Annotated in this window: 22 protein-coding genes and 1 tRNA gene; 9 read left to right on the top strand and 14 right to left on the bottom strand. The window is 40.1% G+C overall.

What is annotated here, in order from left to right; translation table 11 throughout:
• Positions 1 to 294 precede the first annotated feature (294 nt).
• Positions 295 to 367 (bottom strand) — tRNA-Phe (locus tag H9X96_RS08875).
• Between the two features lie 176 nt (positions 368 to 543).
• Here H9X96_RS08875 and H9X96_RS08870 point away from each other — a divergent pair.
• From H9X96_RS08870 to H9X96_RS08860, 3 genes are read left to right on the top strand one after another with little or no spacing between them, the layout of a single operon-like run.
• Positions 544 to 1,839, top strand: a complete 1,296-nt coding sequence (locus tag H9X96_RS08870) for a 4Fe-4S dicluster domain-containing protein (protein WP_187665918.1) — start codon at positions 544 to 546, stop codon at positions 1,837 to 1,839.
• Positions 1,840 to 1,869: 30 nt separating this feature from the next.
• Positions 1,870 to 2,670 (top strand): (Fe-S)-binding protein, encoded by an 801-nt coding sequence (locus H9X96_RS08865; RefSeq protein WP_187665917.1) that lies wholly within the window; start codon positions 1,870 to 1,872, stop codon positions 2,668 to 2,670.
• Positions 2,660 to 3,457, top strand: a complete 798-nt coding sequence (locus H9X96_RS08860) for an MBL fold metallo-hydrolase (protein ID WP_187665916.1) — start codon at positions 2,660 to 2,662, stop codon at positions 3,455 to 3,457. Before H9X96_RS08865 ends, H9X96_RS08860 begins: the two co-directional genes overlap by 11 nt.
• On the opposite strand, the gene H9X96_RS08855 is transcribed toward H9X96_RS08860, so the two are convergent.
• Positions 3,423 to 3,908, bottom strand: coding sequence for a hypothetical protein (locus H9X96_RS08855; RefSeq protein ID WP_255431059.1), 486 nt, complete (start codon positions 3,906 to 3,908; stop codon positions 3,423 to 3,425). The two genes, H9X96_RS08860 and H9X96_RS08855, sit on opposite strands and share 35 nt — an antisense overlap.
• A gap of 48 nt (positions 3,909 to 3,956) precedes the next feature.
• Here H9X96_RS08855 and H9X96_RS08850 point away from each other — a divergent pair, with 48 nt between their 5' ends.
• Positions 3,957 to 4,436 (top strand): ABC transporter ATPase, encoded by a 480-nt coding sequence (locus H9X96_RS08850; protein WP_187665915.1) that lies wholly within the window; start codon positions 3,957 to 3,959, stop codon positions 4,434 to 4,436.
• 64 nt (positions 4,437 to 4,500) lie between these two features.
• On the opposite strand, the gene H9X96_RS08845 is transcribed toward H9X96_RS08850, so the two are convergent.
• The 7 genes from H9X96_RS08845 to H9X96_RS08815 all read right to left on the bottom strand — a co-directional run bounded on the left by H9X96_RS08845 (position 4,501) and on the right by H9X96_RS08815 (position 10,083).
• A complete protein-coding gene (locus H9X96_RS08845) occupies positions 4,501 to 5,529 on the bottom strand; it encodes an isoaspartyl peptidase/L-asparaginase family protein (RefSeq protein WP_187665914.1) in 1,029 nt (342 codons plus the stop codon).
• A gap of 68 nt (positions 5,530 to 5,597) precedes the next feature.
• The gene (gene mtgA, locus H9X96_RS08840) at positions 5,598 to 6,320 is read right to left on the bottom strand and encodes a monofunctional biosynthetic peptidoglycan transglycosylase (RefSeq protein ID WP_187665913.1); all 723 of its coding nucleotides are present in this window, start codon (positions 6,318 to 6,320) and stop codon (positions 5,598 to 5,600) included.
• Between the two features lie 110 nt (positions 6,321 to 6,430).
• Complete coding sequence (gene rplI / locus H9X96_RS08835; protein WP_062550347.1) at positions 6,431 to 6,874, bottom strand: 50S ribosomal protein L9; 444 nt, start codon at positions 6,872 to 6,874, stop codon at positions 6,431 to 6,433.
• 10 nt (positions 6,875 to 6,884) lie between these two features.
• Positions 6,885 to 7,148, bottom strand: coding sequence for a 30S ribosomal protein S18 (gene rpsR / locus H9X96_RS08830; RefSeq protein ID WP_008244392.1), 264 nt, complete (start codon positions 7,146 to 7,148; stop codon positions 6,885 to 6,887).
• Positions 7,148 to 7,510, bottom strand: coding sequence for a 30S ribosomal protein S6 (rpsF, locus tag H9X96_RS08825; protein ID WP_062550348.1), 363 nt, complete (start codon positions 7,508 to 7,510; stop codon positions 7,148 to 7,150). Before rpsF ends, rpsR begins: the two co-directional genes overlap by 1 nt.
• A gap of 82 nt (positions 7,511 to 7,592) precedes the next feature.
• Entirely contained in the window at positions 7,593 to 8,831 is a 1,239-nt protein-coding gene (locus tag H9X96_RS08820; protein WP_187665912.1) for an outer membrane beta-barrel protein, read from the bottom strand.
• 19 nt (positions 8,832 to 8,850) lie between these two features.
• Positions 8,851 to 10,083, bottom strand: a complete 1,233-nt coding sequence (locus H9X96_RS08815; RefSeq protein ID WP_187665911.1) for a hypothetical protein — start codon at positions 10,081 to 10,083, stop codon at positions 8,851 to 8,853.
• Positions 10,084 to 10,224: 141 nt separating this feature from the next.
• Here H9X96_RS08815 and H9X96_RS08810 point away from each other — a divergent pair, with 141 nt between their 5' ends.
• Positions 10,225 to 12,090 (top strand): DNA polymerase III subunit gamma/tau, encoded by a 1,866-nt coding sequence (locus H9X96_RS08810; protein WP_187665910.1) that lies wholly within the window; start codon positions 10,225 to 10,227, stop codon positions 12,088 to 12,090.
• On the opposite strand, the gene H9X96_RS08805 is transcribed toward H9X96_RS08810, so the two are convergent.
• Positions 12,068 to 12,490: a hypothetical protein gene (locus H9X96_RS08805; protein WP_187665909.1), complete on the bottom strand. Its 423-nt coding sequence runs from the start codon at positions 12,488 to 12,490 to the stop codon at positions 12,068 to 12,070. The two genes, H9X96_RS08810 and H9X96_RS08805, sit on opposite strands and share 23 nt — an antisense overlap.
• 163 nt (positions 12,491 to 12,653) lie before the next feature.
• On the opposite strand from H9X96_RS08805, the gene H9X96_RS08800 reads away from it, so the two are divergent.
• On the top strand, positions 12,654 to 14,717 hold the full coding sequence (locus tag H9X96_RS08800) for a TonB-dependent receptor (RefSeq protein WP_187665908.1): 2,064 nt from the start codon (positions 12,654 to 12,656) through the stop codon (positions 14,715 to 14,717).
• 49 nt (positions 14,718 to 14,766) lie between these two features.
• Here H9X96_RS08800 and H9X96_RS08795 read toward each other — a convergent pair whose 3' ends face one another.
• Positions 14,767 to 15,105 (bottom strand): single-stranded DNA-binding protein, encoded by a 339-nt coding sequence (locus tag H9X96_RS08795; protein ID WP_187665907.1) that lies wholly within the window; start codon positions 15,103 to 15,105, stop codon positions 14,767 to 14,769.
• 262 nt (positions 15,106 to 15,367) lie between these two features.
• On the opposite strand from H9X96_RS08795, the gene H9X96_RS08790 reads away from it, so the two are divergent.
• Positions 15,368 to 16,102: a ThuA domain-containing protein gene (locus H9X96_RS08790; protein ID WP_187665906.1), complete on the top strand. Its 735-nt coding sequence runs from the start codon at positions 15,368 to 15,370 to the stop codon at positions 16,100 to 16,102.
• A gap of 87 nt (positions 16,103 to 16,189) precedes the next feature.
• Here the strand turns inward: H9X96_RS08790 and H9X96_RS08785 are convergent, their stop codons facing one another.
• The 3 genes from H9X96_RS08785 to H9X96_RS08775 form a co-directional block, all read right to left on the bottom strand.
• Positions 16,190 to 16,774, bottom strand: a complete 585-nt coding sequence (locus H9X96_RS08785; RefSeq protein WP_187665905.1) for an HPP family protein — start codon at positions 16,772 to 16,774, stop codon at positions 16,190 to 16,192.
• A gap of 238 nt (positions 16,775 to 17,012) precedes the next feature.
• Positions 17,013 to 17,663, bottom strand: coding sequence for an NAD(P)-dependent oxidoreductase (locus H9X96_RS08780; protein ID WP_187665904.1), 651 nt, complete (start codon positions 17,661 to 17,663; stop codon positions 17,013 to 17,015).
• Between the two features lie 59 nt (positions 17,664 to 17,722).
• Positions 17,723 to 18,133 carry an Rrf2 family transcriptional regulator gene (locus H9X96_RS08775; protein ID WP_187665903.1) on the bottom strand — a complete coding sequence of 137 codons (411 nt, stop codon included), beginning with the start codon at positions 18,131 to 18,133 and terminating at the stop codon, positions 17,723 to 17,725.
• Between the two features lie 110 nt (positions 18,134 to 18,243).
• Here H9X96_RS08775 and H9X96_RS08770 point away from each other — a divergent pair, with 110 nt between their 5' ends.
• On the top strand, positions 18,244 to 19,278 hold the full coding sequence (locus H9X96_RS08770; protein ID WP_187665902.1) for a hypothetical protein: 1,035 nt from the start codon (positions 18,244 to 18,246) through the stop codon (positions 19,276 to 19,278).
• A gap of 193 nt (positions 19,279 to 19,471) precedes the next feature.
• A complete protein-coding gene (locus H9X96_RS08765) occupies positions 19,472 to 21,787 on the top strand; it encodes a hypothetical protein (protein ID WP_187665901.1) in 2,316 nt (771 codons plus the stop codon).
• The last annotated feature ends 12 nt before the right edge of the window (positions 21,788 to 21,799 follow it).

Here is a 21,799-nt window from a genome sequence, read left to right as displayed (position 1 = left end):
ATCTGGGGCTATATTTTTCTCTTCAAGGTAGATGTTTAGCATCTTACCTTCTTTTTCTACCTGCGTTAATTCAAAATAATCCAGAATACCTTCCGGTAATAATAAACTGATCAGGGTTTGCTCGGCTCGACTCAAAATGAAAATTTTTGTTTGGTTTACGAATGCAAAAGAAAGAATTTATTTCCTTCCCCCCAAGAATTCCGCTTGATCCGTCATGCACTGGAAAGAAATTAAAAGGAAATGTAAAAAGCTGATAAAACAAGAAAGCTCCAGATTTCTCTGAAGCTTTTGAAGTGGTGTGGGCCGGGATCGAACCGGCGACACAAGGATTTTCAGTCCTTTGCTCTACCGACTGAGCTACCGCACCGTTTAATAACCTTGTCCCTTATTTGGGATTGCAAATGTAGCATCTTTTTTTGTAATTCAAATATAAATCTTCTTTTTTTATTTAAAAAGGCAATAAAGCTTAATTTTATGCTTGCATAGTAATTTGTTTTGCGGGATTTCTTTTAACTTAGCCAGACTATAATCAGAATCAGAAATATGGTGTTACAAATCCTATTTATAGCAATTACACTGGCAGCAGTAGCCTTGTTCAGTTATAATTTAAAGAAAGTGATCCGCAATATCCGCATAGGAAAAGCGGCAGATCGCACTGATCAACCTCAGAAGCGGTTCATGACCATGGTCAAAGTAGCCCTCGGACAAACAAAAATGTTCTTCCGTCCGGTTCCTGCTTTTCTACACCTAATCGTCTATGCGGGCTTTGTCATCATCAACATCGAAGTATTAGAGATCATGATTGATGGTATTTTTGGCACACACCGGATTTTTGGTGGCCTTGGGCCAATCTATAACTTCTTAATCGGATCTTTTGAAATTCTGGCTTTAGGCGTATGGTTAGGCTGTGCGGTATTCCTGATCAGAAGAAATGTGCTGAAATTAAAAAGGTTCAGCGGTGTGGAGATGAAAGGCTGGCCTAAATCTGATGCCAACTATATCCTGATCACGGAAATCTTATTAATGACTGCTTTCCTATTAATGAATGCAGCAGATGCAAAATTACAGGCCATGGGCGCCTCACATTATACAGTAGCCGGATCTTTTCCAGTGAGTCAATACCTGATGAACTTATTGCCAAATTCGGAAGGCGCATTGATTGCGATAGAGAGAGGTTGCTGGTGGTTCCACATCATTGGCATATTAGCCTTCCTGAACTACCTTCCCTATTCAAAGCACTTCCACATTTTGTTCGCATTTCCGAATACCTATTTCTCCAACCTGGAGCCTAAAGGGGAATTCAGCAATATGCAGAGCGTGACCAATGAAGTGAAAGCCATGCTGGATCCTTCATTTAGTCCACCAGAAGCAGAACCAGGCAGATTTGGTGCTAAAGATGTGAACGACCTGAGCTGGGTAAATCTGATGAATGCCTATACCTGTACAGAATGCGGCAGATGCACTTCGGTATGTCCGGCAAACATTACCGGAAAGCTATTGTCGCCAAGGAAAATCATGATGGACACCCGCGATCGTCTTGAAGAGGTAGGAAAAAATATTGACAAAACAGGAAACGGATTTGAGGATGGAAAGTCGTTAATTGACTCTTACATCAGCAGGGAAGAAATATGGGCCTGTACGAGCTGTAATGCCTGCACAGAGGCCTGCCCAATCAACATTGATCCATTGGCTATTATCACCGAACTGAGAAGATTTGCGGTGATGGAAGAGTCGCAGGCGCCTGCTAGTATCAATGCCATGCTGGGTAACATTGAGAATAATGGTGCGCCATGGAAATATTCTCCGACCGACAGGTTGAACTGGGCCAAGAAAAGTTAATCAAAATATTAAATCTGTTATTTAGCTAAGATGAGCGAGCAACTAAATTTTGAAGTGCCTACAATGGCAGAAATGATAGCGAAAGGCGAAGAACCAGAAATCCTTTTTTGGGTAGGCTGTGCCGGAAGTTATGATGAAAGGGCGCAAAAAACCACTCGTGATATATGTAAGATCCTGCACTATGTAGGCATCAAATATGCCGTTCTGGGAACGGAAGAAAGTTGCACAGGAGATCCGGCAAAACGCGCAGGAAATGAGTTTCTTTTCCAAATGCAGGCCATGACCAATATAGAGGTACTGAATGGCTACAATATTAAAAAGATTGTAACCGGGTGCCCTCATTGTTTCAATACCATTAAAAACGAATATCCGGGATTAGGCGGCAGCTATGAAGTGATTCACCATACCCAATTGATACAAGACCTGATCAACGACGGAAAGCTAAAAGCGGAAGGCGGAGAGAGTTTCAAAGGTAAAAAGATCACTTACCATGACCCTTGTTATTTAGGTCGCGGAAACGATGTATACGAAGCCCCTCGTAAAGCGCTGGAAGTACTTGATGCGCAGTTAGTGGAAATGAAACGCTGCAAATCTAACGGATTATGCTGTGGTGCCGGTGGTGCGCAGATGTTCAAAGAGCCTGAAAAAGGGAATAAAGACATCAATATCGAAAGGATTGAAGAAGCATTGGAAACTCAGCCACAAGTGATCGCGGCTTCTTGTCCGTTCTGCATGACCATGCTGAGCGACGGTGTGAAAATGAAAGATCAGGATCAAAATGTACAGGTGTTAGACATTGCAGAAATTACCGCAAGAGCGAATGGCTTATAACCCACTTTCTATTGCCTCCTTAAATTCAGGGAGTAATGGCAATTGCTATTACGTTGGCAACGACGAGGATGCTGTCCTTGTAGATGCCGGACTCTCTTGCAAGGAAACTGAAAAGAGAATGTCAAGATTGGGCTTGAGTATGGATAAAGTGAGGGCGATTTTTATTTCTCATGAGCACACAGACCACATCAAAGGGCTCTCTGTGCTCTCTAAAAAATTTAACTTACCTGTATACATTAGCCCAGGCACTTTAAAAGGCTGTAAATTTGAACTTAGACCTGATTTAGTCAGAGCCTTACCAAGTCATGAGGCTATTATGGTAGGCAACTTATCTATTATAGGTTTCCCTAAAATACATGATGCTTCGGAGCCTTATAGCTTTATGGTTTCTTATGGGGAGACAAATGTCGGCGTATTTACGGATCTTGGGGCCGTTTGCGAACAGCTGACTCATTATTTCAAGCAGTGTCATGCTGCTTTTCTGGAAACCAATTATGACGATGATTTACTGAGTAAAAGTGCTTATCCTTATTTTCTAAAACAAAGGATCAGCGGAGGAAGAGGTCACTTATCCAATAAACAGGCGCTGGAACTTTTTACCAGGCATAAACCTAATTTTATGAGCCACTTACTCCTTTCCCACCTTTCCAAAGACAACAATTGTCCTGATTTGGCGGCCAGTTTATTTAAGGAACATGCGATGGAAACAGAGATCATTGTAGCGTCCAGGTATGTAGAAACTGCAGTATATACTATTTCTGAACCTGTAGCTGTCCATTCATTTTAATCAGTCGGTCGGAGAGTTCTGATAAATCTTTTGGCTGAATTTTTTTGGTGGGGATCACCATAAAGGAGGCCATACTATCTACATCTCCATCCTTTTTATCATTATAAGTTTGTACGATTACATCCTCACCCCTGGTGAGGAAAAACAACCTTCCGGTTGTATCTGTTTCGGCATAATCTAATCCTTTAAACTTCATCAGATTAAAAGAGAAGTATTCCACTTTTCCATTAGAGAAAAAACGTTTATATCGGCAGAACCCACTGTTGGTAACATTCAGTTCATAACGTGCCACTTCCTGGTTTTCGGCGCTATGGTCATACAACTCCACTAACCTTTTCTGAAGATAAGCAAGCTCCTCATCCAGAAAGGATTGCACTTTAAAAGCCATAAAAATCAGGCATGACAATACCCAGAGGCATATTTTCAAGTTTAATGTAAACTTTTTCATCATGATCACGTTTTAGAGAAATCAATTTAAATAAATTACTAAATTTGAGGTATGTCTTTTTCTCCACAATCAAAAGTTTGGGTATACCAAAGCAACCGTGCATTCACGGAAACTGAAGCCAATGCTATTCAGCAAAAACTGAATGACTTTACGGCAAATTGGAAAGCGCACGGCCATCAATTAGCTGCCAAAGCATTGGTGCTTTATAACTTCTTTATTGTTCTTACAGTAGATGAAGCGAGTGCCGGCGTAACCGGATGTTCTATAGATGCCTCTGTAAGGGTGCTGAAAGAAATTGAACAGGAATATGGTATTGATCTTTTCAACAGGTTCAATATGGCCTATAAGATCGACGAGCAAGTGATCGTGACCAACAAAGAAGATTTCGAAACCTTAGTGAGTATCAAAAAAGTAACCCCAGAAACGACTGTATTTAACAATATGGTGCAGACATTGGAAGAATTCCAAACCAAATGGGAGGTTCCTTTTGAGCAAAGCTGGCATAGCAAAGTGTTCGCACACTTACTATAATCCGCAATAATAGTATTGAACCGCCATTGAGCTATTGAATTTCACTTGATCAATGGCGGTTTTTTTATTTATAGATGAATACTTCTATTTTTCCTTCTGCAGTAACCGTACCGCGATACATTCCTGCAGTATTGAAAGGCATAGCCACGTGCCCTTGCTGATCCATAGCAATTAAACCACCATCTCCGCCCATTTTACCTACTTTTTCCAGTGCTGCTTTTGAAGCATCTGCTACGGTCATGTTCTTATATTCCATCATGGCCGAAATATCATGAGCGACTACATTTCTAATATAAAACTCTCCCCAGCCCGTACAGGAAATTCCTGCTGTTGCATTGTTTGCATAAGTCCCTCCACCGATAATTGGTGAATCTCCTACCCTGCCGAACTTCTTATTGGTCATTCCACCAGTAGAAGTTCCAGCAGCAAGGTTACCCGCCTTATCTAAGGCCACAGCACCCACGGTACCGAATTTATAATCCCTGTTTTGGCTGCCCAATTTTTCAGTTTTCTTGCTACCATGATCCAATACCGCTTTTACAGAATCCTGCTGGATCGCCTTTTGCAAGCCGTCCCAACGTTCTTTTGTGAAGAAGTACTTAGGATCCACGATTTCTAGTTTTGCCTGTTTTGCGAAAGCTTCGGCACCTGGTCCCACCATCATTACATGTTCAGACTTCTCCATCACTGCCCTTGCGGCACTAATCGGATTTTTGATCAGGGTTACTCCGGCAACAGCTCCAGCCATCAACGTTTTACCATCCATAACTGCAGCGTCCATTTCATTTCTACCATCATGGGTAAAAACAGCGCCTTTACCTGCATTAAATAAAGGAGAATCTTCCATCACATGGATGGCTGCCTCTACAGCATCAAGACCAGATTTACCTGCTTTGATCGCGTCATAACCGGCCTGTAAAGACCTGGTTAAATCAGCCACATAAGCCGCTTCCTTTTCAGGGCTCATGTTCTTTTTTAGGATGGTTCCGGCACCGCCATGAATCACCATTACATATTTCTGTTGTCCGTAAACTGTGCTGCAAAAAACGAGCAGCAAGCAGGATAAAAAATAGTTTAGCTTAAATTTCATCATCTTTATTAGCATAAAGTAAATAGGTAAATCCTGTTAAAGTTATAGAAATCCAGTCGTTATACTATAGATTAAAAATCAAGCGGACCTAATCTCCGCATATTCTTCATAATTAGGTATTGTCTATGGCGAATATATGGTGTTGCATGTTTTGGTGACCAGCGGATAGGATTTGGAAAACAAGCGGCAATTAATGCAGCCTGCGCCCTGCTCAGCTTAGTGCAGGATTTTCCATAGTAAGCCTGCGAAGCAGCTTCGGCACCATAAATCCCGTCTCCCATTTCTATGACATTGAGGTAGACTTCTAAAATACGTTCTTTGCTCCAAAAGATCTCAATGAGCAGGGTAAAATAAGCTTCAAAACCTTTACGGATCCAGGAACGGCCAGGCCATAGGAACACATTCTTCGCAGTTTGCTGAGAAATCGTACTTCCTCCTTTGATCTTTTTACCTTTCTGGTTGGCAGCAAAGGCTTTTTCAATTGCTTTTACATCGAAGCCGATGTGTTTTAGGAAAAGTTGATCTTCGGCAGATACTGCGGCCCTCTTCATGTTGTCAGAAATCTGATCGAAATCAACCCATTTCTTTTCCATTTTATAAGGCTTGCCATCTGCCTTACGTTCGATATTCCTTTGAACCATTAATAAGGTAATGGGTGGATTCACAAATCGATAAAACAACACCCAAAGCACGGAAACCATCAAAAACCAAAGGAAGACTCTGGTGACGATGCGGGTGATCTTTTGAAATAAAGGGGATTTTGTTTGACGAGGGTTGCGTTTCTTAGTTGCCATTACCCAAAGGTAAGAAGATTGGGGAATTCCATATCTGTTGTTTGGCAAAAAAGGCAATAAAAAAAGGGCTCTGATAAATCAGAACCCTTTTCTATATTGTGTAGATCAGATTACTCAGCTACAACCTCGAAAGGAACTTTAACTTTCACTTCTTTGTGTAAGTTTAAGTTGGCTACGTATTCACCAACAAATTTAGGTTCAGTTTCGAAAGTGATACGGCGACGGTCAACATCAAAACCTTGTTGTTTCAATGCGTCAGAAATCATGATCGTGTTTACTGCACCAAAAATCTTTCCTGTTTCACCAGCTTTAGCACCGATAGTTAACTTCACATCTACTAAACGTGCAGCGATACCATCAGCATCTTTCTTAATTTTATCTTGTTTAAAAGCAGCTTGTTTCAAGTTTTCTGCTAATACTTTTTTCGCTGAAGGAGTAGCCAACTGACCAAATCCTTGTGGGATTAAGTAGTTACGACCGTATCCTGGCTTTACATTAACGATATCGTCTTTCTCCCCTAGGGATTTGATATCTTGTTTTAAAATAATTTCCATTTCTCAGCTCCTATTTTAATTGGTCAGCAACAAAAGGTAACAAACCAATATGACGTGAACGTTTTACCGCTTGTGCCACTTTGCGTTGGAATTTCAATGAAGTACCGGTTAAACGGCGAGGTAAAATTTTACCTTGGTCATTGATGAACTTTAACAAAAAGTTTGCGTCTTTGTAATCAATATATTTAATTCCGTTCTTTTTGAAACGGCAATATTTTTTTCTGTTATCGTCCACTTTTGGAGCAGTAACATATTGTATTTGATCTTTAGCCATTATCCTGCAACCTCCTCTTTCTTAGGTTTTTTGTTAAAAGCACCACTGCGTTTCTTCTCATTATACGCAACCGCATGACGATCTAATCTAATGGTAAGGAAACGTAGAACACGCTCATCACGTTTTAGTTCTAATTCCAATTTACTTACTAATTCACCTGAAGATTTGTATTCTGTAAGGTGGAAGAATCCGCTTGCTTTCTTTTCAATCGGATACGCTAATTTTCTCAAACCCCAATTGTCCTCTTGAACAATCTCGGCTCCGCTATCAGTGATGATTTTGCTGAATTTGGCTAATGCCTCTTTAGCAACCTCTTCTGATAACAACGGGGTTAGAACGATAACAGTTTCGTACTGATTCATTGTTATGATTAATTTATGTTTATTTCCCGCATTAAATACGGGGATGCAAATGTAGCAATTTAATATTAAAAATCAAATCATCTTAGTGTTTACCAAACAGATAGTTAAGGCCAACACGGAATCTTTGCCGTTCTACACTATAATAAGCGTAACTACTCATGGCAGTAGGCACACTATAACCCGCCAGCAATTCGATCCTTTTATTCAGCACAACTCCTGCATTAATAGGAATGGTTAGGTAAAACTTTTCCAGGTCGAGTGGTACCCCAACTTTTCTCCTATCATCAGTCAGGATTTCCTTTTCATACCTGAAATTCACCAGATTACTGACTTTTGAATAATTCAGACCTGATCCTACACTTACAAAAACCTTCAGTTTATCTGCATTATAAATGTGATAAAGTATGGAAGGACTGAATATCATACTCAACTGATCAAAAGAGTTTCCTCCTGCAGGGCTGGTCACTTCACTATTACTCTTTACAAATGCCATTTCTATGCGAAATAACAGTCTGCGGATTGCGGGATTCACAAATAAATCAACACCACCACTAAACATTGGTGAGAAAGCTATTTTTGAGGTTGCATCTGATGATGCCAATGGAGTTTCCCCACGGAACTTCGTATTTGCCATATCCAGACTAAGCCCTGCAAACCACCTGAATTGTTTATATTTAGACTTAGGTTTCTGCTGGCCATTAATTAACGCCGCTACCTTGATGAGCTCATCTTCTTTATATTTCAACGTCCCCAGTCGGTGTTCATTTGGCAGTGTTAACTTTTCATACTTTTTCATAAGGACTGATAACTGGCGGGCATACCTCAGGTTTGTGAGGAGCTTCCCAGATTCATCATCTCTATAATACAGCTGCATCACTAGTTCTTCAGGAAAAGTCTCGGCTTTATCTAAAATGTAAAACCTGGTTTTGATGCGGTCCACATAAGAATATAAAGTCACATTGGGCCCTGACTGCAATACCTGTAAAAAAACGGTATCTCTTCTTGATGTGGTATCTACCAGGGCGGAGATTTTAGAGAGTTCAACTGAACCTAAACTAATATTTACCAGAAAACGCTGGTAGGATGCCATATCATCAATGTGGCATGCCGTACAATCTTTTAACGTGTAAGTCTTAGGGGCTGCTGAATTTAATTCGGTTTTAAAGACGAATGAAGCAGGGGTTTTCAATCCTTCCCTATAATCGATATATCCCCTTAGGGTATCTCCAGTATTCGTCACTAAGTACCCTTTTTGGAAATTAGACTGAGCAATTCCAATGGCAGGAACAGCCATAAGTAAGAAAAGAAAAAAGCGCTTCATATATTATAAATATTAATCATTAGTATTTACCAAAAAGACAGTTGAGTCCAACCCTCATTCGTTGTCGGTACATCCCTATATGTACGTAATCGACCATGCTGGTGGGAAAGTTATAGCCTGCAAGGAATTCGATTCTTTTATTCAGCACTACACCTGCATGAACTGGAAAAGAGAGATATATGGTTCTCATCTTTAATAAATGATCTACTTTAAATTCATTAAAAGCCCCATCCAAGACTCTATATCCGTTTTCATTACTGTAATCAGAAAAATTGACTCCAAATGCTCCGCTCAGATAAACCTTAAAATTCTCTGTGTGATAAACGTGGTATAAAACACCTGAATTCAACGTGGCGGTGACCATATCAAATGCATTAAACCCTTTTGGGCTTGAAACTTCACTATTGGTTTTAACCAGGCTCAGCGCTGTACGAAACACGAGTTTACGGATTGCCGGATTGACAAAAACATCAAACCCACCGCTAATCATGGGGCTTGCAGTGGTCTTTGATTTTGCCTCTTTTAAAGCCAGTCCAGACTCTCCTTCAAATTTAGTACGCCCCAGGTCCAGACTAAGTCCTGCAAACCATCTTGTTTTAGGAAATTTTGAAGGTATCAGCTGCTGATCATTGATCACTAGTACGATCCTAATCAACTCTTTTCTTTGGTAATTCAATATCGAAAGCTTTTTCTCCATGTCCGCTGTCCATTTCCCATACTTCCTGACCAGACTCATTAATTGTCGGACGTATTGAATATTGACCATTATTTTACTCGGATCCTTCAGCTGATGAGAAAGCGCTCTAATCAGTTCAACCGGAACTTCATCAGTTTTATCCTGAATGTAAAGTCTTTCTTTAATGCGGTCTGTGTAGCTGTATAACGTAACGTTTGATCCTTCCTGCAGTACCTGAAGGAAAATGCTATCTGTTCTAAAACTCTTATCTACCTTGTCAGAAAGATCAGAAAATTCAATTGAAGCGGTAGTGATGTCCACTAAGAAGCGTCTATACGTTGTGTGATCATAATCAATATGAAATTCGGCACAATCTTTCAGCGTGTAAGTCTTCGTTTCTGTACGGCCATTGTCACTGAAACTTACTGAAGTTGGGTTGTGTGCCAGTTCCCGATAATCGATCCAACCTTTCAAGGTATCTTTTTTATTTGTGATCAAATATCCTTTCTGGAAATTGGATTGGGCGGAGCTCAGGAATGGAAGAACCATAAAGAGCCCGAAAAGAAAGCGCGTCATAAATGAAGTTTACGTTATTTGCGCAATAATACACAAAATTTACATCTAAGAAAACATGAAAACGGAAAATTCCTGAGCAGATCATTTTATTTTCCAACAAATCCCCTCTGCTCCATAAAAAATTTATAATTTCGTTGGCGAATGGAGAATTTTATAGTTTCAGCCCGTAAATATCGTCCGGCAACGTTTGAAACCGTTGTTGGCCAACATCACATTACAGGTACACTTAAAAATGCCATCAAGAATAATCAATTAGCTCAGGCTTTTTTATTCTGTGGGCCGAGGGGAGTGGGTAAAACAACTTGCGCAAGGATTCTTGCCAAAACGATCAATTGTACCAATCTTACTCCTGAACAGGAAGCTTGTGGTACTTGTGATTCCTGCGTTTCTTTTCAAACCGGCCATTCTTTCAATTTTCACGAATTAGATGCGGCATCCAACAACTCTGTTGATGATATTCGTAGTCTGATAGAGCAAGTACGTATTCCGCCTCAAGCAGGAAAATATAAAATCTATATCATTGATGAGGTACACATGCTTTCGGCAAATGCATTTAATGCCTTTCTGAAAACATTAGAGGAACCGCCATCTTATGCTATATTTATATTAGCGACTACAGAAAAACATAAAATACTTCCAACCATCCTTTCCCGCTGTCAGATTTTTGACTTCAACAGGATTCAGGTGGATGATATTTCCAGCTTACTGAATAAAATTGCAGTACGCGAAAATATCAGTGTAGAAGCAGACGGTCTGCATATCATTGCACAAAAAGCAGACGGTGGATTAAGGGATGCCCTTTCCATGTTTGACCAGATTGTGAGTTATACCAATAAGAACTTAACCTATAAATCAGTAATTGATAACCTGAATATTCTGGATTATGATTACTATTTTAAGCTGACTCAATATCTGCTAAGCGCTGATGTGAGCAATGCCCTGATTCTTTTTGATGAAATTCTGAACAATGGTTTTGACGGAAATAACTTCATCAATGGGCTTGCCAGTCACCTAAGAAATTTATTGGTAGCTAAAGATCCACAGACTACGAAGTTATTAGAGGTTAGTGAGAATATTAAACAAAAATACATCAGCCAAAGTCAGCAGACACCAGTTTCCTTTGTACTGACCGCTTTAAACCTTGCGAATCAGTGTGATCTGATTTATAAGAACAGTAAGAATCAGCGACTTCAGGTTGAGCTTGCACTGATCAAGATGTGTCATATTCCATCGGTCCTGCAACTTGCCCAGCAACCTGTACAAAACGCAACTGACCAAAATCAGATTAAAAAAAAAACTAATGTAAGTTCGCCGGCAGCGTCAAATCCATCTGATGCTCCTGCTACAGGACAAGCACCAACACCAGTGCCTGCAGCTATCCCTACATCCACACCATATCCATCAGCAGAAAATATACCTGTCCTTGCTGAACCTGTGCTGAAATCAATTCCCGCAGCAGCAGTAAGTGCGCCAGTAAAAGCTGCCACTGCTCCGACGGCAAAAATTGCTTTAACTCAAAAGATCAGTCTGAATGGCGGCAATACCACCGGTACGTTCATTCCTTCTTTAACGGATATGAATGCCAAATCTGCCGGAGCTGACAGCGACGAACCCAAATATATTAGTGGAGATTCGAGAGAATCCTTTTCGCATGAGCAGTTTTTGAGTTTATGGAATCAATATGCTGAAAATGCAAAAACTGCCGGAAAGATCAATATTTACACCTTAATGATTGGTGCTGAACCTCAGTTAGAGGGCAGAGAACTGATCATTGCCAAAGTTGAACATAAGCTTCAGGAAGGACTTTTACAGGAAGAAATGGTAGATCTGATGAATTTCCTCAGACCTAGACTGAAAAATTTCAGCATCTCTGTAAAAACCATCCAGGCAGCACGTGAAGTAGTCAACCGACTTTATACCAGTACAGAGAAGTATCAGTTTCTACTGGATAAAAATCCCAAACTAGAAGAACTGCGCCGTAAGTTTAACCTTGACGTAAACCCTTAATTTTTTTAGCCGATTCTGGAGTATCATTGATGGGATAACCTTCTTCATCAAGATCTTTACGGTCATCTTCTGCTGTTCTTGCCAGCAATTCATCTTCTGGAGCAAGGACAACAATTTCTCCGTTATCGATATGCATACCTGCTTCTTCGAGGTTTTCGCCAATTTGCTCTTCATCATTATACTCGCTTCCGATATAAGGATTGGCCTCATCATAAGAAGAACTACTATCTTCCCCATTGGGTGCTGAAGTATCATAAGGTAAAGGGTGGTCGTAATCTTTTTCTTCTCCTTTTACATCAAATACAAAGCTATTTTTGTCTTTATCATAAGATAAATTGTCAAAATCTTTAGTTTCTCCCAGGTCTGTCGGATGAAGTTTATCCTTTTTTTCAGTACTCATATTGGTCAAGTTATATCATCATAACGTTATTAAATCTTTAATTGTTTTTGGTTATTTCCATAAAATGTGCTTACCCTCCTGTTATCAGGTGATAAGAGGAGGGTAACGTTTTCTTAACCGAGGTGTATACTTTCTTTGGGTATAAATTTTAGCTTTGCTTGTGATGAGAATATTTATAGTGGCTTCATTGGTGTTACTTTGTTTTTCCGCAGCTGCACAGCAGCAGGATACGACGAAAAGATTAAAAGAGGTAGAAATCAGACCTTATTTTTCTACACAACCATTATTAAGAGCGACGGGAGCTATCGGTTTGATTGACCGTTCTTTGCTTGAAAAGCAACCTGGGGGCTCATTTGTATCTGCAATGAATACTGTTCCGGGAATACGCATGGAAGAGCGCTCTCCAGGCAGTTACCGTTTATCTATCCGTGGGAGTTTGCTCCGCTCTCCTTTTGGGGTAAGAAATGTAAAAATCTATTTTGACGAATTCCCATTGACAGATGCCGGAGGAAATAGTTACCTGAATGCATTGGAAATGAGCGCCCTAAATCGCATTCAAATCCTGAAGGGCCCCCAAAGTAGCCTTTATGGTGCAAACTCCGGAGGAGTCGTGCTGATTCAACCGCTGCAGCTTAGTGAAGATAGTGTCTCCACGATGCTAAAGCTGGAAGGCGGTGCTTATGGCACCTTTCGCCAGAGCTTGTCTGCCGGACAGCAGTTTAAAAAATACAACATTAACATTACCCAGGCTTATCAGCGCAGTGATGGCTATCGAGACCATAGTGCTATGGACCGCAAATATTTTCAGATTTCACAGCAGCTTGATTACCATAAGAAAAACAAGCTAAAAGCCTTGATTTTCTATTCTGATTTGCACTACAATACACCTGGAGGACTAGATCTCACACAATACCTGGATCGCCCCAGTGCTTCCAGACCAGCAGCTGCTGCAGTGAAAAGTGCCATTGAGCAAGAGGCTGGGATTTACAGCAATACTTTATTCGGCGGTATTTCCAATGATTGGATCATCAATGATCATTTGAAGCATGTGGTTTCCCTCTTTTCTTCTTATACCGATTTCAAAAACCCGTTCATCACCAATTATGAGAAAAGGAAAGAGCTGACCTTAGGTTTCCGCTCCTACCTTGAATACCAAAAACAAACCACCAATTTGAATTACAGGTTCAATATTGGGTTAGAAAGTTCGCAAACTTCCTCTGATATTCTCAATTACAACAATAACATGGGTCAACCTGCTGCATTAAAAGCCAGTGATAAATTAAAAGCAGCTTCAAACTTCGCTTTTGCGCATTTGAACATTGATATCCTGAACAAATGGCTCCTGGAGCTATCTGCAAGCGGCAATTTATACCAATACACTTATCAAAGCATGGCTCCAACAGCTAGTGACGAAAAAACCAACCGCTTTGATTTTCAGCTGATGCCAAGAATTGCCTTATCCTATTTACTGAGCCCAGAACTTGCCCTGCGGACGACAGTCAGCAAGGGGTACTCTCCGCCCACCATAGCAGAAATCAGGGCTTCAGACCAGATTATAAATGTGGATTTACAACCAGAATCTGGCTGGAATCATGAATTCGGCCTTCGTTACCAAAGTGCAAACCGCAGGTTCAACATTGACTTAACAGGATTTTATTACCGTTTGCAAAATGCGATTGTTCGACGTTTAAACGAGAATGGAAATGAATATTTCATCAATGCCGGCGGCACCAAGCAATGGGGCCTGGAAAGCGCTTTCACTTTATGGCTGGTTCCGGTTAATCCGTCTAAATTTATACGTGGCTTACAATTTTATAATGCCATTACTTTAAGTCATTTTAGATTCAATCAATATGCAGACAATACCGCTGATTATTCCGGAAATCAGCTAACCGGTGTTCCTAAGCAGGTCTTCATCAATAGCATTAATTGCTATTTCCCCGGACAATGGTCTGTATTTGCACAGCACAATTACACTTCCAGCCTACCTTTAAACGATGCCAATACCGCTTATGCCAAGAAATACCACCTTGTTCAGGCCAGACTAAGCTGGAAAGGCTTAAAACTTGGTAAATCTGACCTGGTGCTTTTTGCCGGAGCAGACAACCTGCTGAATGAAAAATACAGTCTCGGCAACGATCTGAATGCAGCTGGCGGGCGTTATTATAATGCAGCAGCAGGTAGAAACTACTATGCCGGACTTTCTTTGCAGTTGAAAAGAAAGTAAAAATTTCGGATGCTGGTTAAGGGGCATCCGAAATGCTTTGTTTCTTTCATTATTCAGTTGCTGTCACCAGCTCGAGCTGGTTTACAAAGATCTCAGTGCTGGAGCGCTGTTCTCCTAACTTATCGGTATAGGCCTGCACTTTTAAGCTTCCTTCGATACTAATCCCTACCCCTTTTTTAATGAGCAATTCCGCAAGATCGGCCTTCTTATTCCAGAAAACCAGGTTGATCCATTGCGTCTGACAAACGGCCTCTCCGCTTTGGGTTTTATAAAACTCATTAATGGCCAGACTTACTCTTGCTACCTTTTTTTCCTCGGAAAAATTAACCACTGTAGGATCTCCACCTGCAAGACCTGTGAGGTAAACACTATTTCTAAAATTCTTCATATACTGACGATTCATCAAGGTTCATAAACAGTAACCGCTCTGATTACCGATAAGGCTAACTACTGCATTATTTAGCAGCTTACCAAGCTTTTATTACTAAAAATTAAATCATTATTAATATTATTTCTTGACGAAAAACAATAGACTACTAAAAATATAAGCAAAAGATGACTACTTAGGTCTTTATACCTTAAAAATCCTCCCCAACCTGCTCAGGTATTCTAAAGTATAAATGATATATTAGTCTTCAAGCTCCTTAATTATGTATAGACACCTCATTTTCGTCCTTTTGATTATTTTCGCTTTCAGCAGTAATTCCAGCGCCTTTGCTAAGAAAAAAAAAGTGCTGATATTTTCTAAGACCTCAGGATTTCACCACGCTTCCATTAAAGAAGGGCTTGCCGCTTTACAAGCGATGGCCACAGCCCATAAGTTTACAGCGGATACGACTACGGATGCCCAAAAATTCAACACCCAAAACTTAAAGCAGTACGCGGCGATTGTCTTTCTGAATACCACTGGTGATGTATTGAACCCGCAGCAGGAAAAAGCATTTGAAGCCTACATAAGATCTGGTCGTGGTTTTGTTGGCGTCCATGCGGCTACAGACACAGAATTTGAATGGCCATGGTATGGAAAGTTAGTTGGTGCTTATTTTTTACATCATCCTGCACAGCAGTTTGCAAATTTAGAACTGATCGATGCGAAGACCATTGCCACGGCACATTTACCAGAAGTATGGAACAGAAAAGACGAATGGTATAATTTTAAGGACATTTCCCCGACGATCCATGTCCTACTCAACCTTCAGGAAAGCAGTTATCAGGGTGGCAGCAATGGCCAACAGCATCCTATGGCCTGGTACCACGATTTTGATGGAGGAAGGGCGTTCTATACCGGACTAGGTCATACTGCAGAATCTTATACTGATCCCTTGTTCTTACAGCACCTTTGGGGCGGAATGCAATACGCTATGGGCATCAAAAAAATGAAATGATGTTTCTAAAATGCTTTCCTAGATGAGCTCGAATCCCCCAATCAAGGAATATCACCTAATTCAGGATCAGTCTATATTTTAAAGGTTTTACTGCTCTTGCTTAGGATGCTTTCTTTTCCTAAAGATCGGCTTGGCAGGATAGTGCCGATGTCTCATATTATTAAATACAAGGGCGACTAAAAACAGAATCATGACGCCGGTAAATACGGGGCTAAAAACATATAGGTAGCCCATTTCCTTAATTTTAGCGCCACCAGTTACTGCAATTAATGCGGTTGCACCACCAGGTGGATGCAGTGTCTTGGTAATCTGCATGGCTACAATAGAAAGGGAAACGGCTAAAGCACCTGCAATCCAGACTTCATTTGGAATAATTTTCAATATTGTTACCCCAATGATTGCACAGATCACATGACCACCAATCAGATTTCTAGGCTGTGCCAGGGGACTGTTGATAATTCCATAGATCAATACTGAAGAAGCGCCGAATGAACCAATCATGAATAAATTGTCGTTGGCTACCATGTATTGGCTATTCAACAGTCCAATTAAGCCAATTCCAATAAAAGAACCAATAAAGGTCAATATATGTTCTTTGGCATCAATTAGGGTCTCACGGTACAAAACATACCTTGCTCTTCGGTAATGTTTTCTTATAATCTTTCTAGGCATTCTTTATATATTCCCCGCAAAAATACCACAATATCAGTTGAAAATCCAGTAACTGTAGTGTCATTATTTCCACCAGTACCCCTGACTCTCTTTAAAACTCTTAATCCTAAAAAAAAGAAAAGGACGCTCCTAAAAAGCCTTTCTCCTGGTTCAGCACTGCATTACCGGGAAAAAGACCTTGACACTTATATACTTTACCTGTTTATTCTTATCTGGGAAACTTGAAATCATCGGCGGACTAATAGCCTGCCGTAAATCTCTGTTTGATATGCTGAGGTTGTTCCAGTTCATCAACGATTGCAACTGCCAAATCCTGCACAGAAAGTGAGCTTCTTCCAGCTTCATCAAATACTGGGCTCTCAGTGCCTACGCGATATTGCCCTGTACGTCCAGTGGTAATTCCTGGGTGCATTTCTATTGCCGGACTAAAAAACGTCCAATCCATCGCTTCTTCGTTTTTCAGCACATTCAGGTAATCTCTTGCAGCGGTTGCTCCTGCCTTATAATCCGCAGGAAAATCAGGCCCGTCCACCAATTGAGCACCATTAATAAATAAACTTCCGGCACCACCGATCACGATTAGGCGAGATACACCAGCATCCTTCACCGCTTTTTGAATCGCTTCTGAGCCCGCTAGAAAATCATCGTAAAGATTTGGATTGGTCCAACCCGCATTAAAAGCACTGATCACTGCATCAGCCCCTTTAATCGCTTCCGCTAATTCAACCGTATTCAGGACATCTACTGCCTTCACTTTAAGCGCTGCATTATTTTCCTTCACATGGGCTGCATTTCTTACCATCCCTGTTACCTGGTGACCACGATTTAATAATTCTGTTAATAAGTGTGCCCCTACAAAGCCACTTGCTCCAATTAATGATACTTTCATCTTTTCTATTTTAATTAATATATTGTAATGTTATTTGTTACAGTTATGGGTAAAAAAAATCAAATGAACTGCTTGCTAAAATCAGCCAAAGTTTTCTTGGACAATTCCTGGATTAAAACCTGTTCAGTGCTATCATATAAAGAGTTTAAATGCTGATTAATTTGCTTCCCTACGGGGCATTGTGGATTAGGCTCATTTTTAGACGTTCCTAATAAGTTATTTTGCCTTACAGCGGTATAAATCTGATCTAAGGTAATGCTATTTGCCGATTTTGACAAGAAACTACCCCCATTTTTACCTTCTTTACTTTCCACAAAACCCTGATTTCTAAGGTTAATCAATTCTTTTCTAACCAGAACGGGATTGATATTGATGCTTCCAGCGATATAATCAGAAGACAACAAATCACCTTTTGCTTTTTCCAGCAAAGTCAGAATATGTAAAGAAATGGCAAATCTTGCGTTGTTCATTCTGTAATTATTTTTATTACAGTACAAAGGTAAGTGAATAATTGTTATTTCCAAAAAATATTTTGGATCCATACATAAGTTTAACTTTGCGACATCTACCAGAATGAATCATGAAGTACTCCTTTTTCCTTTTTCGCCTATTACTGCTCCTTAGCTTTGCTTTTTTAGCCTCCTGCTCCCCTTCTGGCAAAGCCGATACTGCTTTCTACTATTGGAAACAAAGCTTCTCCTTATCGCAACCGCAGCAAGAGGTTATAGAAAAGGCGGCAGGTCATAAATTATACCTCCGTTTTTTTGACATTAAATGGAATACAAAAGAAAATCGGGCTTACCCGGAAGCAGTCATTAATCTCACACAAAAAATAAGTGCAAAGCAAGTTACTCCGGTCATTTTCATCACTAACCAGACTTTTGAAAAATTAACCTTACCGGGAGTAGATAGTCTGGCGGAACATACGCAGCATTTATTATCCAAACTTAGCACTGATCAAAAACTCAATTACCAACACGTACAATTTGATTGCGATTGGAGCCTGAGTACAAAAGATAAATACTTTCATTTTCTAAAAACTTTCAAAACCATTAGCAATAAAAGTCTGGAAGCAACCATTAGATTACACCAGGTCAAATACCAAATCAAAACCGGAGTTCCCCCTGTAGATCGCGGTGTGTTGATGTTCTATAACATGGGTAAAATTTCGGCGAAACCGGAAGACCCGAATTCCATTTATAATTCGAAAGATGCAGCAACTTATATCAGTCATCTTCCTAAATATCTTTTACCATTAGACATAGCCTTGCCCCTGTTTTCCTGGTCTATCCACATTAGAAATAGCGAGGTGATCCAGGTATATGGAAAAATTGGCAAATCAATTCTGTCTGATGTCAATAATTTCGAAACTACTCCCAATAAACATGTATTTAAAGCCCGTAGAAGTTTTTTTACAGAAGGGGTCTATGTCAAAATCGGCGATCTTTTCAAACTTGAAGAAACTGATAAAGACCTTTTAGATCAGGCGGCTGAGCAATTGGCTAAACATTTGAGCAAAGACGAAAAGCGAACCATCATTTATTATGAAATTGGCAACTTCGATCCGACTATCTTTAGGGCAAAAGATCTGCTAGATATTTCTGCCAGATTTTAAGGAAGGGATTACGATCCATTCGTACTTTTATCCCTGCTTGGCAAAACAGCCTTGCAGGAATAAAACAACAAGATACATGACTAAAACGACACGACTACATCACAAGACCAATATTACCTATCCTAAAAAGTAACATCACCTCATAAAAACATTTTAAAATTCAATAGCATACCATTACTACTACCTAGCTCCTATGAAAACATTAAATTCAGCTACTAAATTATTGAAGCAGTGCCTACCAAAAAAGTTCTTGACCTTACTACTGATCTCCACACTATCTCTTGCCGGAGTGGTTTGGGCATGTGCAGACTATGGGTATGACGACGATTATTCCAGTTTCAGTCCGGAGTCCTTTGTTGCCAAAGAATATACTCCTTTTTTCTATTCTGGTTTCTCCGCTTACTACGGACAAGACTATAATTATAACGACGACAATTCCAATACCCGTTTCAATCAGCAAATTGTGAACGAATGGTATGACTATTTCGGACAAAAGCTAAGCAAAGCTGACCTTCAGTATCTGTTGCTGCGCGCCAGCGAGAAAGGGATTGATTCTGTTTATCAAAACTACAAAGGCAAAATTGAGGTCCTTCCTGACAGTCTGCCGCAATTAAAAAAAACGAAAGTAAATAAAAAGCAGTTGACTGCCTTCTTCGATTACCTGAACCTGGCAAAGAAAAGCGAAAGCTATGCAGCCAGCTATAAAAGTTATTATTATTGGGATGAGAAACAGGAGTTCAGTGTACCTCAAGCGTTTGAAATGGATTTGCTAACCGCTTTAAAAAAGGCAAAAGATCCTTTTATTAAGCAACGATTGTGGTTTCAATTGGTTCGCTACTACTATTTTGCAGAAAGAAGCGAAGGTATAAAACCATTAAAAGATGCGGCCACCATCCGGGCATTTAACTTATACAAGGATGTTTTTCCTAAAAACATGATGTATTACAGGACTTTGGGTTATGTAGCGGGCAGGTATCATTATGCTGAAGATTATGCAACTTCCAACTACCTGTTCAGTCTTTGCTATAACTACAGCAGTGAGATGAAGATTCCAGCAAAATGGTCTTTCCGTCCAAATGCTGATGCCGATTGGAAACAAAGTTTAGAAATGGCGAGGACAACTGAAGAAAAAATCACGCTTTGGCATTTAATGGGTATCTATTACGATACAGAAAGGGCGATTCCAGAAATCATCGCTTTAGATCCTAAATCGGAAAAGTTGGACTTACTGCTGAGCAGGGTAATTAATATTACAGAATCTGGTTTCCGCAATTATTATGGTGGAAAAGAAGATTCGACCTCTATATTAAAGAAAAATACCGCATTAGTGAGTGGGATTGCTTTGAAAAACAACACTTCGAAACCTTATATCTGGAACCTTGCCGCAGGATACCTAAACTTCATGGCCAGAAACTATGAAACTGCAGGGAAATTCTATAAAATAGCAAAAACGCAGCTCCCATCAGATAACGAACTGTTAATGGCACAGTATAAAATCCTGGATTGGGGATTATATCTGAGACAATTGAAAAAGATTGACGCAGTTGCAGAAGCTAAAATGGTAGAGCCGCTAAACTGGTTCGCAAACCTCAGAGATGGAAAAGAGCAGGTCAAAGACCTGAGATTTTATCAATCGCTAAATGAAAGTATGGGTGTCATTTCCGATCTGTATAAAAAACAAGGGGACCTGGTTAAAGCAAATATATTCAGAAGTTACCATCAGTTTTACACCAATAATCAGCGTATCGAGCAGTTAAAAGCTTTAATGCTCAATGAAAAACAGACTGCCTTTGAAAAAGCGATGCTCCGTTATTATCCATATAAAGTAGAGGACCTTTATTTCTACCAGGCTACGGCACTTGTTTTTCAGGATCAGCCGGAAGCAGCGATTCCATTTTTAGAGAAAAGTGGCCATCAAACAGATACCTTGCAGGCCAATCCATTCAATATGCGCTTAAATGATTGCCATGATTGCGATCAACAAATGACACAATCCAAAAAGTTCAAATCGCTGGAGTTGCTCAGGATGATGAAAAGCATGAAGGCGGAGATTAAAGCCGGCAGAAATGTATACAATAACGCCTATTTATTGGCCAATGCCTATTACAATATTAGTTATTATGGCAATAATCGTGGGTTTTATATTTCCAATTTGACAGATACTTATGGCAGCAGCGCTTTCAGTGTTCCTGCACCATTCAGACCAATGTACCTTTCCGGAAAAATAGCCGAAAAGTATTACCTGATGGCAAGAATGGCAACAAAAAACAAGGAACAGCAGGCACGCTGTACCTTTATGGCCAGCAAAGTTGAACGCAATGAAAGTTATAACCGTTCTTTTGATCTTCCAGTGAATAAGGATGCCAATTCCTGGAGTGTAGAAACCAAAGTACTTTATTATGGGCAAAACTTCGCCATGCTGGCAAGACAATATGCTGATACCCGTTTCTATCAGGAAGCAATAGAAGAATGCGGTTATTTCCGTCAGTATTTAAACTCGTTGCACTAATTTCAGCAGATG

It is taken from the genome of Pedobacter sp. N36a, from assembly GCF_014472395.1.
Taxonomy (GTDB): Bacteria; Bacteroidota; Bacteroidia; order Sphingobacteriales; family Sphingobacteriaceae; genus Pedobacter.
This window is presented reverse-complemented; position numbering and strand designations above follow the sequence as displayed.

Excerpts from the sequence above, each read along its gene's own strand:
- H9X96_RS08805 (WP_187665909.1), bottom strand. The coding sequence starts at position 12,490 with ATGAGTACTGAAAAAAAGGATAAACTTCATCCGACAGACCTGGGAGAA.
- H9X96_RS08850 (WP_187665915.1), top strand. The coding sequence starts at position 3,957 with ATGTCTTTTTCTCCACAATCAAAAGTTTGGGTATACCAAAGCAACCGT.
- H9X96_RS08770 (WP_187665902.1), top strand. The coding sequence starts at position 18,244 with ATGAAGTACTCCTTTTTCCTTTTTCGCCTATTACTGCTCCTTAGCTTT.
- H9X96_RS08820 (WP_187665912.1), bottom strand. The coding sequence starts at position 8,831 with ATGAAGCGCTTTTTTCTTTTCTTACTTATGGCTGTTCCTGCCATTGGA.
- H9X96_RS08860 (WP_187665916.1), top strand. The coding sequence starts at position 2,660 with ATGGCTTATAACCCACTTTCTATTGCCTCCTTAAATTCAGGGAGTAAT.
- H9X96_RS08775 (WP_187665903.1), bottom strand. The coding sequence starts at position 18,133 with ATGAACAACGCAAGATTTGCCATTTCTTTACATATTCTGACTTTGCTG.
- H9X96_RS08780 (WP_187665904.1), bottom strand. The coding sequence starts at position 17,663 with ATGAAAGTATCATTAATTGGAGCAAGTGGCTTTGTAGGGGCACACTTA.
- H9X96_RS08790 (WP_187665906.1), top strand. The coding sequence starts at position 15,368 with ATGTATAGACACCTCATTTTCGTCCTTTTGATTATTTTCGCTTTCAGC.
- mtgA (WP_187665913.1), bottom strand. The coding sequence starts at position 6,320 with ATGGCAACTAAGAAACGCAACCCTCGTCAAACAAAATCCCCTTTATTT.
- rplI (WP_062550347.1), bottom strand. The coding sequence starts at position 6,874 with ATGGAAATTATTTTAAAACAAGATATCAAATCCCTAGGGGAGAAAGAC.
- H9X96_RS08810 (WP_187665910.1), top strand. The coding sequence starts at position 10,225 with ATGGAGAATTTTATAGTTTCAGCCCGTAAATATCGTCCGGCAACGTTT.
- rpsF (WP_062550348.1), bottom strand. The coding sequence starts at position 7,510 with ATGAATCAGTACGAAACTGTTATCGTTCTAACCCCGTTGTTATCAGAA.
- H9X96_RS08845 (WP_187665914.1), bottom strand. The coding sequence starts at position 5,529 with ATGATGAAATTTAAGCTAAACTATTTTTTATCCTGCTTGCTGCTCGTT.
- H9X96_RS08855 (WP_255431059.1), bottom strand. The coding sequence starts at position 3,908 with ATGATGAAAAAGTTTACATTAAACTTGAAAATATGCCTCTGGGTATTG.
- H9X96_RS08795 (WP_187665907.1), bottom strand. The coding sequence starts at position 15,105 with ATGAAGAATTTTAGAAATAGTGTTTACCTCACAGGTCTTGCAGGTGGA.
- H9X96_RS08765 (WP_187665901.1), top strand. The coding sequence starts at position 19,472 with ATGAAAACATTAAATTCAGCTACTAAATTATTGAAGCAGTGCCTACCA.
- H9X96_RS08870 (WP_187665918.1), top strand. The coding sequence starts at position 544 with ATGGTGTTACAAATCCTATTTATAGCAATTACACTGGCAGCAGTAGCC.
- rpsR (WP_008244392.1), bottom strand. The coding sequence starts at position 7,148 with ATGGCTAAAGATCAAATACAATATGTTACTGCTCCAAAAGTGGACGAT.
- H9X96_RS08785 (WP_187665905.1), bottom strand. The coding sequence starts at position 16,774 with ATGCCTAGAAAGATTATAAGAAAACATTACCGAAGAGCAAGGTATGTT.
- H9X96_RS08815 (WP_187665911.1), bottom strand. The coding sequence starts at position 10,083 with ATGACGCGCTTTCTTTTCGGGCTCTTTATGGTTCTTCCATTCCTGAGC.
- H9X96_RS08800 (WP_187665908.1), top strand. The coding sequence starts at position 12,654 with ATGAGAATATTTATAGTGGCTTCATTGGTGTTACTTTGTTTTTCCGCA.
- H9X96_RS08865 (WP_187665917.1), top strand. The coding sequence starts at position 1,870 with ATGAGCGAGCAACTAAATTTTGAAGTGCCTACAATGGCAGAAATGATA.